The following is a 12,199-nucleotide window of genomic DNA, read 5'->3' on the forward strand; positions in this document are numbered from 1 at the left end:
GGGGCTTGACGATTTTCCGTATTTGAGAGAAATTCTCTAATATGGAAAATCAAATCATCCCCGACGCCGATCTGGACCGCCGCATCGCAGGCCGGCTCAAGGCGCTGCGCCTGGAGCGCAGCTGGTCCCTGGACGAGCTGGCCGCCCGCGCCGGCCTCAGCCGCGCCACCTTGTCCCGCCTGGAAAACGCCGAGGTCAGCCCCACCGCCAGCGCCCTGGGCAAGCTGTGCGCCGCCTACGGCCTGACCATGTCGCGCCTGATGCTGATGGTCGAGGACGACTTCCTGCCGCTGGTGCCCGAGCAGGCGCAGGCCGTGTGGATCGACGACAGCGCGGGCTTTCGCCGCCGTTCGGTGTCTCCGCCCGCGCAGCAGCTGGCGGGAGAGGTGCTGGCCTGCGAACTGGCGGCCGGCGCGCGCATTGCCTACGACCGTTCGCCGCGGCCCGGGCTCGAACACCATCTGCTGATGCTGGAAGGCGAACTGGTGATCACCGTCGACGGGCAGGCGTACCGCCTGTCCCGCGGCGATTGCCTGCGCTACCAGTTGCTCGGTGCCAGCGAATTCTCAACCCCGCCGCATAGCGGCGCCCGCTACCTGCTCTTCATCGTCTGAACCCGCCATGTCCCATCCGAATCCCGAACTGATCCTCCTGCCGGCCGACGTCGCCGGCGCCATCGTGCCCGAGCTGGGCGAACTGCTGCATGCCTGCGTGCATGGCGGCGCCAGCGTCAGCTTCGTGCTGCCGTATTCGCAGGAGGACGCGCAGGCCTTCTGGCGCGCCAAGGTCTTGCCGGCCGTCGCCGGGGGCAAGGCGGCGCTGTGGGTGGCGCGGCAGGACGGCCGCATCGCAGGCGCGGTGCAGCTGGACTGGGACACGCCGCCCAATCAGCCGCATCGCGCCGAGGTGCGCAAGCTGCTGGTGCATCCGGATTTCCGCCGCCGCGGCATCGCCCGCGCGCTGCTGGCGGAAGCGGAAGCCATGGCGGTGCGCCAGGGCCGCAGCCTGATCACGCTCGACACGCGCACTGGCGACAGCGCCGAGCCGCTGTACGTGTCGCAGGGCTACCAGGTCGTGGGGGTGATACCGGGATTCAGCCGCGATCCGCACGATGCCGCCAAGCTGCACGGCACGACCATCATGTACAAGCAGCTGTAATGGACGCCGCCGCCCCGCAGGCGGCGGCAGGCTGGGCTCAGGCCAGCGGCTTGATGCCCACGCTGTAGGGCGGCGCGTTGCCGCGGGCGGGAGCCTTGATCTTCAGCATCGAGCCGCCGGAGGTGAACTCGAATTCCTGGTAGGGCACTTCAAACCACTGGTGGAAGCTGGTGCGCGAGAATTCGGGCACCCAGACCTTGGCGCGCTTGGCGTCGCAGTGGAATTCCACCAGCGTGCGGTCTATGCCCAGCGGCCGGGTGTTGCCGATGCGGTAGCTGACCTTCAGTTCGGCGCGTTCGGTCGAGCCGGGGCGCCATGCCAGGCCGATGGATTCCATGAATTTTTCGATCGCCTCGATACCGCGATGCATGACTGACTCCGAATGCGGGCGCATGGCCCGGAAAATTGCCATGCCCGCGGCGCCGCGGGCAATACCGGATTATCCGCCATTCCTGGCCGGGACGCCTCCCGGCTTGCATGCCGTCAATCGGCGCCATTGAACAAAGCAAATGGACGGCGCGCGTCCGCGCCCGCACCATGGCTGCCATGTCCTCTATAAGACCCGCGCAGCCCGCGCCGGTCCGGACGCGATATCCAAGGAGTCATCATGGCAAATTTCATACTGGCATTGGTCAACGCGGAACTCTCTCTTTTTGGCGTGGACACGCCGGGCACGGCGCACGAGGCGCCGGCCGCGCCGCCGGCGGCAAGCGCGCCCAGCTTCGACAGCGAGCACTACCGCAGCGCGCTGGGCTGAACGGGCGCGGAACACAGCGTTGCAGGAATAGGCAGGATTCACGCAAGAACGAGCCTGTACGCGCGGGCTCCTGATTCTTACCATCCTTTCCAGGTTTGAAGTTGCGCGCCGATAGCGGGCGCGCGGCTTCGGCCACGCTGCCGGGCGCGTTGCCGGCGCTGTACGCAAGGGAAGGAAATCGCATGGATACCGCAAAAATCTGGTTGGTGACGGACGCGTCGGCAGGGCTGGGCCTGGTCCTGGTGAAGATGCTGCTGGACTCGGGGCACAAGGTGGCGGCCACGGCGCGCGACGGCGACGCGCTGCTGGACGCGGTCGGCGCCAAGCTCGACGGCCAGTTCCTGCCCCTGACGGTGGATCTGGCGGATGCGCGCAATGTGCAGCGCGCGGTGGACGCCGCCGTGACGGCTTTCGGCGGCCTGGACGTCGTGGTGAACAACGCCGGCCATGGGCTGCGCGGCGCGCTCGACAGCCTGCCCGACGAGGAGCTGCGCGGCACCTTCGACATCAATGTGTTCGGCACGCTGAACGTGATACGCGCGGCGCTGCCGCGCATGCGCGCGCAGCGCGGCGGGCATGTGTTCAATATCTCGTCCATCCTGGGCTTTGACGGCGGCCGCGCCGATTGGGGCGCCTACAGCGCAGCCAAGTTCGCCGTCAGCGGCCTGACCGAGGCGCTGGCCGCCGAGGCCGCGCCCTTCGGCATTCGCGTGTCGCTGGTGTATCCCGGCGCGCAGCGCGCCGCGGACGGCGCGGAGGCGCCAGAACGGGCGGCGCGCAATGCGCAGGCGCGTGAAGCGGACGGCGATCCGGCCAAGATGGCGCGGGCGCTGATCAACGCGGCCGAGGCGCAGTACGCGCCCCTGCACCTGTTCCTGGGGCGCGACGCCTTCGACCAGGCGCGCGCCAAGATCCAGTCGGTGCAGCAGGAGCTGGCGCGCTGGCGCGAGATGTCCGTGTCCATCGGCTTCGTGGACGAAAGGCGCCTGGCCGCGTGAGGGCGCGCGCCAGGCGCTCGATGGCTGGCGTCTGGCGCTCGATGACGAGCATCAGGTGTAACGCCGCGAACGCCAGCGGCTAGGCCGTCCAGCCCTGCACCGCCTGGTAGGCGCCCAGCACGGCCAGGCTCACCATGAAGCAGCGCTTGAACGCCAGGGCCGACATCTTGCCGCGCAGCCATTGGCCCAGGGCCATGCCGGCCAGCGCGGGCAGCAGCATCAGCACGGACGAGCCGGCGGCTTCCAGCGTGTAGCCGCCATTCAGGCCCAGACCGGCCGCCAGCGCCACGGTCGATACGGTGAACGAGATGCCCATGGCCTGGATCAGGCCGTCCTTGCCGAGGTTCAGGGCTTGCAGATAGGGCACGGCGGGAATCACGAACACGCCGGTCGCCGCGGTGATCACCCCGGTGATGACGCCGACGGCGGCGCCCACCAGTCCCTGGCGGCGTTGCGGCGGATTGGGCGGCGAGCCGAACAGGCCCCAGGCGGCGTAGGCCACCAGTGCGATCCCCAGGCTGACGCTGGCCCAGTGCCCGGAAGGCGGACCCAGCCACAGCGCGCCGGCTATCGTGCCTACGCAGATGCCCGCCTGCATCCAGGCGACGCGGCGCAGCACCTGGGGCAGCGTGGCCCAGGGCCGGGCCTGCCACAGATTGGTGATCAGGGACGGCACGATCAGCAGGGCGGCGGCCTGGGCGGGCGCCATGACCAGCGCCAGCATGGCCATGGAAATGGTGGGCAGCCCCAGGCCGACCACGCCCTTGACCACGCCGGCCAGGATGAACACCGCCACGGTGACTGCGAGCAGGGCGGGCGTGCCGCCGGGAAACAGATCCGTGAGACTCATGCCGGCTCGCAATGGGCGGTGAGGCTGCCGCGGGGGCGGCCGAACAAGGCATAGGCCACATCGCCCGCGCCCGCATCGTCCTGGCGCGCGGCGCGCAGCAGCCAACGCCGCGCTTCGCACAGGTCGGCGCGCACCGAGTCGCCGTACAGCGCCGGGCCGCCCAGCAGCGCGATGCCCAGCATGCGCTGCGCGGGCGCGTGGCCGTCGCTGGCGGCGGCGCGCAGCCACTGCGCCATGGCCGCATAGTCGCCCTGGGTCTGGGCTTCCAGCGCCAGCGCGTACTTCTGCGCGGGCGTGGTGTGCGGGTCCAGGCCGCCGGCTACGGCCATGCCTGAGCCATGCAGGCTAAGGACCAGCAGGGCCAGCGCGGGCCATTGGGGCGGGGCGTGGCGCGGTTTCAAGGTTTCCATGGTTTTTCCCGGGTGAAAAGGGCAGGGATTTCATTGTCGTCTCCAGGGCCCTTGAACCCGCATCGGGATCTCGCGTAGCAGGCCTATGGCACAGCCTGAGGATGGCCGTGCTACGCTTTTCGCATGCGATTCGACCTGACCGATCTGCGGCTCTTCCTCAATGTGCAGGAAACCGGCTCCATCACGGCCGGGGCCCGGCGTTCCCACATGACGCTGGCGTCGGCCAGCGAGCGCATCCGCGGCATGGAGGACACGCTGGGCGTGCCGCTCCTGCTGCGCGAGCCGCGCGGCGTCGAGCCCACGCCCGCTGGCCGCACGCTGGCGCACCATGCGCGCGTGGTGCTGGCGCAGATGGACCGCATGCGCGGCGAACTGGATCACTACGGGCACGGCCTGAAGGGGCATGTGCGCGTGCTGTGCAACACCACGGCGCTGAGCGAATACCTGCCGCCGGTGCTGGGCGCGTTTCTCAAGGACCACCCCCGCGTTTCCGTGGACCTGGAAGAGCGCCTGAGCCACGAGATCGCCGACGCGCTGCGCGCAGGGGCCTGCGACATAGGCGTGCTGGCCGACTCCGCCGACCTGCAGGGCCTGCGCACCGTGACCTTCCGGCACGATCCCCTGGCGCTGATCGTGCCGCCCGACCATCCTCTGGCGGGCCGCCAGGCGGTGCTGCTGGCGGACGTGGCCGACCAGGAATTCGTCGGGCTGGTCGAGGGCAGCGCCTTGCAGGAACATATCGCGCATCATGCGCGTCGCGGCGGCAGGGCCTTGTCGTACCGGGTGCGCCTGCGCAGCTTCGACGCCGTGTGCCGGATGGTGGGGCAGGGCGTGGGCATCGCCATCGTGCCGCGCGTGGCCGCGGCGCGCTACGGCCGGGCCGCCGGCGTGCGGCGCGTGGCGCTGGCGGACGACTGGGCCGTGCGCGACCTCGTGCTGTGCGTGCGCGATGCGCTGCCGGCGTATGCGGCGGAGCTGGTCGAGTACGCGCTGCGCGATGCCCCGGGACTGCGACGCGCTGCGTCCGCAGCCGAGATCGACGCGTCCGCGCCTCAGCGCGAGGCGTCCGAGTCCCCGCGCGCTATGGACGCGCGTACAACCCGCGCTTCCGCGCAAAGCCGCGCTCGAACCAGGACCCCGACGCCACGGCGGCCAGGATGACCAGTCCGTAGACGCACATGGCCAGCGCCGCAATGGCGAAGAACAGGCTCAGCGATCCCGTCAGGCGCAGCGCGACGCCGCCGGCGCCGATGGCTAGCAGCAGCCGCAGCAGGCCCGCGAGCAGCGGCCACTTGAGGCGGCCGGCGCCCTGCGACGCGAAGTACATCGAAAAGCCCAGCGCGAAGAAGCCATAGAGCGGCCCCACGATGCGCAGATAGCTGGCGCCGGCTTCAAGCATGTGATCCTGCGCGCCGAACAGGCGCAGCCAGGCCTCGGGAAAGAATGCCGCCGCCAGGCCGATGGCCTCGGCCAGCACGAAGGCCATCGCGCCGCCAGTGAGCGCGATGCGCATCGCGCGCTCGGGCTGGCCGGCGCCGATGTTGGAGCCCACCATCGCCACCATGGGCGCGCCCAGCCCGAAGGCGATGGGCATCAGCAGGTACTCCAGGCGCACGGCGATGCCGTAGCCGGCGACGGCCGCCGTGCCCGCGTAGGCGCCGACCAGGGCGGCGGTCAGCGCCACCAGGGCATTGGTCAGCAGCGGATTGATCGTGGCCAGCGCGCCTACATTGAGGATGTTGCGCATCAGGCCCAGGTGCAGTCGGCTGGGCACCAGCCGCGCCGGATTGCGTCCGCTGGCGCAGTACAGGCCCAGGATCAGGGCGCCCAGCGCGTAATAGATCACCAGCGCCCAGCCGCCGCCGGCCACGCCCAGCGCGGGAAACGGGCCCCAGCCGAAGATCAGGCAGGGCGACAGGGGAATCAGCAGCATGGCCCCGCCGCAGATCACCGCGCCCGGCACCAGCATGTTGCCGGTGCCGCGGATGACGCTGGCGAACGCGTTCATCAGCCACATCAGGACGATGCCGCCGAAGATGACGTTGGAGTACGCCAGGGCCGCCTCCAGCGCCTCGCCCTCGGCGCCCAGCGCGCGGTACAGCTGCGGGCCGAACGCCAGCAGCAGCGCGCAGAAGGCCAGCCCGAGCAGCGCGTTCAGCACCACCGCATGCAGCACCAGCTGGTCGGCCTCCTGTTGCCGGCCGCCGCCCAGCGCCCGGGCCACCGCGGCCGAGATACCGCCGCCCATCGCGCCCTGCGACATGTTCTGCATCAGCATCAGCACCGGCACCACCAGGGCCACGCCGGCCAGCACCGGCGTGCCCAGGCGTGCCAGGAACCAGGTCTCGATCAGGCCGGTGGAGGACTGCGCCAGCATCATCAGGATGTTGGGCCATGCCAGGCGCGCCAGCGTGGGCGCGATGGGGGCGTGGAGCATCGCTTGCAGACGCGCGTTGGCTGGGCGGGGCGGCGGGGTCGCGGACATGGAGTGGACCGGTGGATGAGGTCCGGATATTTACGTGCATATGCCAATAAATGTCAATATAGGCTAGACTCGTGCCCAACCCGGCGGTAGCGTTGAGTCCTTCCCGCCTTCCTCTTCCCGTTGCGCCAGCCATGTCCGAAGAACAGTCCTCCGCTCCCGCTGCTTCCATTGCTCCCGACCCGCTCGTCTGCAACGGCGCCGCGCTGCGCAAGGCGACGCGGCGCGTGTCGCAGCTGTACGACACGGTGCTGGCGCCTTGCGGCCTGAAGGTCTCGCAGCATTCCATCCTGGTGCACATCGCCCGCGCGGGCGAGCCGTCCATGACGGATCTGGCGCGGGCCATGGTGTTGGACCGTTCGGCGCTGGCGCACAACCTCAAGCCGCTGGAGCGCGACGGCTACGTGCAGATGTCGCGCGATCCGCTGGACGGGCGCAGCCGCCGCGTGGCGCTGACCGAAAAGGGCCGCGCCAAGCTGGCGGAATCCAAGCGCCTGTGGAAGGACGCGCAGCGCCGCTTCGAGACCGCCTATGGCGCCGAGCGGGCGGCGGCATTGCGGCGCTCGCTGGCCGACATCTTTTCCGAGGAGTTCGCGCTGGCCTTCAGCCGCGGCTAGCGCGGGTCCGCGCAACGCCCGGCGGTCCCGGGCGCGGCAGCAGGCGGCTTGCCGTGAGCGCGCAGCCCGGACCAGCCCGACGCCAGGACCGCGCCCAGCACGCAGGCCATGCCCGACGCTTGCGCGGCGGACAACGATTCGCCCAGCAGGCCGGCGGCCAGCGCCACGGCGGACACCGGCGCCAGTGCCGTGAACAGGGCGGCCTCGGCGCCGTTGACGCGGGCCGCGCCTGCATACCAGAGCAGGAAGCCGCCCACCGTGGGCGCCAGCGCGTAGTAGGCCACCGCCATCAGCGCGGAGGCGGGCAGAGGCAGCGTCCATGGCGCTTCCGCCACGCTGGCCGCCGCCGAGAACGCCAAACCGAAGCCGGCCATGAGGGTCGACAGCGCCAGCGGCGCCACCGGCTGGCGCAGCCGCTTGTTGAGCAGGATGAACAGCCCCTCGCACAGCACCGCGCCCAGGATCAGCGCATTGCCCGCCAGCGACCGCGCGCCGCCCGCGCCGGCGGCGTGGCTCATCATGAGCCAGACGCCAAAGCCCGCCGCGGCGATGGCGGCCAGCGTGGCCTTGCCCGGCCGTTCGCCCAGCAGCAGGATGGCGATGGCCGCCGACACCAGGGGCAGGGTGCCCAGGATGATGCCGCCATCGACCGCCGAGGCGCGCTGCAATCCGGCGATCAGCAAGGTGGTGTAGCCGACGCTGCCGGCCGCGGCCTGCGCGACTAGCAGCAGCCAGTCGCGCCGCTCCAGCCGCGGCAGGCGCGCGCCGGTCAGCGCCATCAGCAGCGCGAAGCAGGGCAGCGCGATGGCGAAGCGCAAGGCCGTCGCCGTGAAGGGCGGCAGGCCCGATCCGATGATCTTGCTGGCCGCCACCGTGCTGCCCACCAGCACCATGGCCGCGGCCAGATAGCAGTAACCCCGCATGCGACTGTTCATGTACCGACCCGCGCTTCGTCCAGAAAAGACGCACAGGCTAGGCGGCAGGGCGGGGGCGGGTCTTGAACGAAATTGCAGCGCTCAGCCGGCGGCCAGCGCGTAGCGGCGGGGCGACACGCCATAGGCGCGCACGAACAGGCGGGTCATGTGGCTTTGGTCGGCGAAGCCGACCGCCGCCGCCGCGTCCGCCAGGGCCGTGCCCTGCCGGATCAGGCTGCGCGCCAGAAGCAGCCGGCGCTGCACCTGGTAGGCATGGGGCGTGAGCCCGGTGGCGCGGGCGAAGGCCCGCAGCACCTGGTAGCGGCTCAGTCCGCTGGCCGCCGCGAGGTCGGCCAGCGACAGGGACGCGGCCGGGTCGTCGTCGATCAGGGCGCGCGCATACCGGATGGCATCGGGCACGGCGCGCGGCAGCTCCAGGCGGCTGGCGCCGCCATCGCGCGCCTGCGCCAGTATGCGCAGCAGCAGCGCGTCGCAGGCCAGGGGCGCGGCGCCCGCGGTGGCCTGCGCATACAGCGCCAGCACGTCGCGCGCCAGCGCGGGCCGGTCCTGCGCGGGGTGTTCGAATTCGTAGCCTTGATTGCCCGCATCAAGTTCGGCCGCGGCCTGGGCGACCACGGCGGGATCCAGGTACAGCATCTGCCAGGCGCGCACGCCGTCGCCCAGGGGAGCGCCGTCGTGCACTTCGCCGGGATTGACCGTGATGACGTGCCCGGGGCCGGCCTCGACCTGGCCGCGGCCGCTGTGCGAGACCTGGGCGCCCAGGCGCATGACGCCGATGCCGAACTGCTCGTGCGTGTGACGCGAGAACGCATGCCGGCTGTGCGCGGCCACGGCCTGCACGCCGGCGAGCGCGCTGCGTTGCATGAGGAACTGGCCTGGGCTCATGGTGATGGCGATGAAGTGGGAGGCTTGCAGGCAGTATCACCCGCCAGTCATGGGGCATCAAGCGGCAGGCGACCCTGCGGCAGGCGTTCCTGCGGCAGGCGACCTTGAGGTAGGCGGCTCTGCGACAGGCGACCCCGTGGCGGCCGCTGCTGCGGCAAGCGTTCCCGCGGCCCGCAGCAGCGTTGCGATCGGCCTATTGCAGCCCGTTCCAGCGCGCCACCGCGGGCTCGGCGGCGGCCCATTTCCACTGGCCGCCCGCCTGCTGGCAGATCGTGCTGGTGTAGGCGGGGGCGGGCGCGTCCTTCTGTTCCACCGTGAACAGCACTTCGCGGCAATGGGCCAGCGGCGTGGCGATGTCGCGCACCACCTGGATGCCGCCGCGCTCGTTGCCCACGGGCAGCGAGTGGCGGATTTCCCACTGCCGGACCTGGCCGATGGGCAGCGCGCCGGCCGCGTTGGCCATGACGTTCTGCTGGTCGTTCTTCCATTCGCGCAGCACGTATTTGACGGTGGCGTCCACGGCCGCCTGCACCGTGACGCCGATGGCGTAGCCGGCCACCGGATTGGCGGTGGCCGCGCCGCTGACGGTGCCGACCACGGCGCCGCTGACGCCGCCGATGGAGGAACTCTGGCAGCCGGCCAGGCCCAGGCAGGCGGCCAGCGCCAGCAGACTCGCGGCGCGCCTCACTGCAGGGAGCCCCAGCGGGCGGTGGCGGGCTCGGCGCTGGCCCAGCGCCAGTGCTCGCCGTCGCGGCAGACGGTGGTGACGTAAAACTCGCGTTGGGGATCGGCGCCGGCCTTGTCGGCGGGCGTGTCGATGGAGAAGACCACTTCCTTGCATTCCAGGTTCACGCCGCCGATCAGCCGGCTGACGGTGACCTGGCCGCGCGCGTCGCTTTCGATGGGGAGCTGGTGCTTGACCTGCCAGTCGGCCACCTTGCCCACCGCCAGCGGACCGGCCGCCATGGCGATGGCGTCCTGTTCCTCGCCGCGTGTCTTGCGCTGCGCGTACGCCAGCGCGGCCTTGGCGCCTGCCTGCACGCCCAGGCCGATGCCGGTGGCGACGGTGGCGTTGTCCGTGACTTTGTTGGCGATGGCGGTGCCGGCGATACCGGCGGCGGCGCCGGTGCCTTCGTTCAGCAGCGAATTGCAGCCGGACAGGCCGGCAAGCGCGGCCAGGGCGATGAGGGCGACCGCGCCGCGGGCCGCGTTGATGGGCGGTGGTGTGAACAAACTGCGTGCCCTCCTGCTTGATGCTTGGCGCGGGAAGTATAGGAGGGCGCGCGGCCGCGGCGCGAGCGTATTTGCATTTGTTGGCAATTTTCCCGGCGGCTGCCGCCCGTCGCCCGCGACCCTGGCGGGTGCGCGTGGCGTTGGGCTCCGGGGTGCGCGCCTTTGGCCTCAGGCGGGCGCGCGAGCGCCCTTGGTGTAGGCCTCGCGCAGCGCCGCGGCGAACAGCGCGTCGACGTTGCGGCGCAAGCCCCCCGCGCGCGTGAACAGCGCGATCGGCGGCAGGGTCCAGTCGAAGGAGTACGGCACGATGGCGGCGCCGGCGATGCGCACCAGTTCGTCGGCGATGTCGGCGGGCAGGATGGCGACGGCGCGGTCGCTGGCCACGATCATTTCGCCGATCAGCTTGGAGGAGTCGCTCTGCACCGACGGGGTCGGAGGCGCCAGGCCGGCCCGCAGGAAAATCTCGGCCACCTGCTCGCGGATCGGGCTGTCCGGCGTGCCCAGGATCCAGTCCAGGTCGGCCAGCCGGTTCCATTCCAGCTTGGAGCGGCCCAGACGGGCGGCCAGCCGGCGGCTGGCGATCAGGCGCGGCTGCTGGTGGTAGAGCACCTCGAAGCCGAGATTGTCCATGTCCACGGAGGGCGTGGCCCAGCCCACCACCATGTCCAGCGTGTGGTCGCGCAGCTGGCGTAGCAGCGCGGGCCCCTGGCCCTCATGGATGGTGGCGGTGATGCGGCGGCCCTGGGGCAGGGTGCGGCCGATGGCCGACGACAGCATCTGCCCGGACACGAAGGGAATCACGCCGATATGCAAGTGGGCGGCGTGGCCGGCCGCCACGGCCTCCATTTCCTGAACCAGGTGGCCCAGGTCATGGACCAGGGCGCGGGCCCGGGCCAGCACCACGGCGCCCAGCGGCGTGGGCGTCATGCCGCGCACCGAGCGCTCGAACAGGGGCACGTCGAACATGCTTTCCAGTTCCGCCAGGGCGTTGGTCACGGCCGGCTGGCTGGTGGCCATGTGCTCGGCCACCCGGGTCAGAGAGCCGTGCTGCTCGATCTGCAGCAGCAACACCAGGTGGCGCATCTTCAGCCGGGAGGTCAGTTTCCGGATGACGAGGTCCGGATCAAAGGCTGTCATAGGCGGTGCATAAGGTAAAGATTATGGGACGATATGGAATCTGAATGATCTTCTTATGTATTGGAGCCTAGAATTTTTCCTATATCAAGACAAGGAGGCTCTGCCCCATGAATACGCAATCGGACCGCCAGGCAGCACTGGACTATCACGAGTACCCCACCCCAGGGAAGATTTCCGTCGTGGCGTCCAAGCCGCTGGTCAACCAGCGCGACCTGGCCCTGGCGTATTCGCCCGGCGTGGCGGCGGCCTGTGAGGAAATCGTGGCTGATCCGGCCAATGTGTACCGGTACACCGGCCGCGGCAATCTGGTGGGCGTGATCACCAACGGCACCGCGGTGCTGGGCCTGGGCAACATCGGCGCGCTGGCCTCCAAGCCGGTGATGGAAGGCAAGGCGGTGCTGTTCAAGAAGTTCGCCGGCCTGGACGTGTACGACATCGAGATCAACGAGACCGACCCGGACAAGCTGGTCGAGATCATCGCCGGCCTGGAAGCCACCTTCGGCGGCATCAACCTCGAAGACATCAAGGCGCCGGAGTGCTTCACCGTCGAGCGCAAGCTGCGCGAGCGCATGAAGATTCCCGTCTTCCATGACGACCAGCACGGCACGGCCATCACGGTGTCGGCGGCCTTCATCAACGGCCTGAAGGTCGTGGGCAAGGACATCAAGCAGGTCAAGGTGGTGACGTCGGGCGCGGGCGCCGCGGCGCTGGCCTGCCTGGACCTGATGGTGGACCTG

At 70.4% G+C, this 12,199-nt stretch carries 14 protein-coding genes and 2 pseudogenes; 7 read left to right on the forward strand and 9 right to left on the reverse strand.

Translation table 11 applies throughout. The features are described 5' to 3' along the window. The first annotated feature begins 41 nt into the window (after nt 1-41). Entirely contained in the window at nt 42-614 is a 573-nt protein-coding gene (locus tag HWY37_RS05200) for a helix-turn-helix domain-containing protein (protein ID WP_176088039.1), read from the forward strand. 7 nt (nt 615-621) lie between these two features. Then, nucleotides 622-1,158 (forward strand): GNAT family N-acetyltransferase, encoded by a 537-nt coding sequence (locus HWY37_RS05205; RefSeq protein ID WP_176088040.1) that lies wholly within the window; start codon nt 622-624, stop codon nt 1,156-1,158. A gap of 37 nt (nt 1,159-1,195) precedes the next feature. On the opposite strand, the gene HWY37_RS05210 is transcribed toward HWY37_RS05205, so the two are convergent. After that, a complete protein-coding gene (locus HWY37_RS05210) occupies nt 1,196-1,528 on the reverse strand; it encodes a hypothetical protein (protein WP_175208563.1) in 333 nt (110 codons plus the stop codon). A gap of 237 nt (nt 1,529-1,765) precedes the next feature. On the opposite strand from HWY37_RS05210, the gene HWY37_RS05215 reads away from it, so the two are divergent. Beyond that, nucleotides 1,766-1,915 (forward strand): hypothetical protein, encoded by a 150-nt coding sequence (locus HWY37_RS05215; protein ID WP_175208564.1) that lies wholly within the window; start codon nt 1,766-1,768, stop codon nt 1,913-1,915. Between the two features lie 182 nt (nt 1,916-2,097). Continuing rightward, a complete protein-coding gene (locus HWY37_RS05220; protein ID WP_176088041.1) occupies nt 2,098-2,913 on the forward strand; it encodes an SDR family NAD(P)-dependent oxidoreductase in 816 nt (271 codons plus the stop codon). 79 nt (nt 2,914-2,992) lie between these two features. Here the strand turns inward: HWY37_RS05220 and HWY37_RS05225 are convergent, their stop codons facing one another. Both HWY37_RS05225 and HWY37_RS05230 read right to left on the reverse strand, forming a co-directional pair. Beyond that, nucleotides 2,993-3,763, reverse strand: coding sequence for a sulfite exporter TauE/SafE family protein (locus HWY37_RS05225; RefSeq protein WP_176088042.1), 771 nt, complete (start codon nt 3,761-3,763; stop codon nt 2,993-2,995). After that, nucleotides 3,760-4,092, reverse strand: a complete 333-nt coding sequence (locus HWY37_RS05230) for an SEL1-like repeat protein (protein ID WP_246302199.1) — start codon at nt 4,090-4,092, stop codon at nt 3,760-3,762. The genes HWY37_RS05225 and HWY37_RS05230 overlap by 4 nt, the downstream gene beginning before the upstream one ends. A gap of 204 nt (nt 4,093-4,296) precedes the next feature. On the opposite strand from HWY37_RS05230, the pseudogene HWY37_RS05235 reads away from it, so the two are divergent. Continuing rightward, a pseudogene (locus tag HWY37_RS05235) lies at nt 4,297-5,178 on the forward strand (LysR family transcriptional regulator); the annotation flags it as partial. A gap of 76 nt (nt 5,179-5,254) precedes the next feature. Here HWY37_RS05235 and HWY37_RS05240 read toward each other — a convergent pair. Next, nucleotides 5,255-6,610, reverse strand: coding sequence for an MATE family efflux transporter (locus HWY37_RS05240; RefSeq protein WP_246302190.1), 1,356 nt, complete (start codon nt 6,608-6,610; stop codon nt 5,255-5,257). Between the two features lie 179 nt (nt 6,611-6,789). Here HWY37_RS05240 and HWY37_RS05245 point away from each other — a divergent pair, with 179 nt between their 5' ends. Further along, a complete protein-coding gene (locus HWY37_RS05245) occupies nt 6,790-7,272 on the forward strand; it encodes a MarR family winged helix-turn-helix transcriptional regulator (protein WP_175208569.1) in 483 nt (160 codons plus the stop codon). Here the strand turns inward: HWY37_RS05245 and HWY37_RS05250 are convergent. From HWY37_RS05250 to HWY37_RS05270, 5 genes are all read right to left on the reverse strand, one after another. After that, nucleotides 7,269-8,207, reverse strand: a complete 939-nt coding sequence (locus HWY37_RS05250; protein WP_176088045.1) for a DMT family transporter — start codon at nt 8,205-8,207, stop codon at nt 7,269-7,271. The two genes, HWY37_RS05245 and HWY37_RS05250, sit on opposite strands and share 4 nt — an antisense overlap. A gap of 81 nt (nt 8,208-8,288) precedes the next feature. Then, a complete protein-coding gene (locus HWY37_RS05255; protein WP_176088046.1) occupies nt 8,289-9,092 on the reverse strand; it encodes an AraC family transcriptional regulator in 804 nt (267 codons plus the stop codon). A 193-nt stretch (nt 9,093-9,285) separates the two neighbouring features. Next, nucleotides 9,286-9,780 (reverse strand): hypothetical protein, encoded by a 495-nt coding sequence (locus HWY37_RS05260; RefSeq protein ID WP_175211822.1) that lies wholly within the window; start codon nt 9,778-9,780, stop codon nt 9,286-9,288. Further along, the gene (locus HWY37_RS05265; RefSeq protein WP_175211824.1) at nt 9,777-10,325 is read right to left on the reverse strand and encodes a hypothetical protein; all 549 of its coding nucleotides are present in this window, start codon (nt 10,323-10,325) and stop codon (nt 9,777-9,779) included. Before HWY37_RS05265 ends, HWY37_RS05260 begins: the two co-directional genes overlap by 4 nt. A 168-nt stretch (nt 10,326-10,493) precedes the next feature. Next, complete coding sequence (locus tag HWY37_RS05270; protein ID WP_175211826.1) at nt 10,494-11,462, reverse strand: LysR substrate-binding domain-containing protein; 969 nt, start codon at nt 11,460-11,462, stop codon at nt 10,494-10,496. Between the two features lie 107 nt (nt 11,463-11,569). Between HWY37_RS05270 and HWY37_RS05275 the strand changes: the two are divergent. Beyond that, nucleotides 11,570-12,199, forward strand: a pseudogene (locus HWY37_RS05275) (NADP-dependent malic enzyme); the annotation flags it as partial.

It is taken from the genome of Achromobacter anxifer (genome assembly GCF_903652925.1).
GTDB lineage: Bacteria > Pseudomonadota > Gammaproteobacteria > Burkholderiales > Burkholderiaceae_B > Achromobacter > Achromobacter anxifer.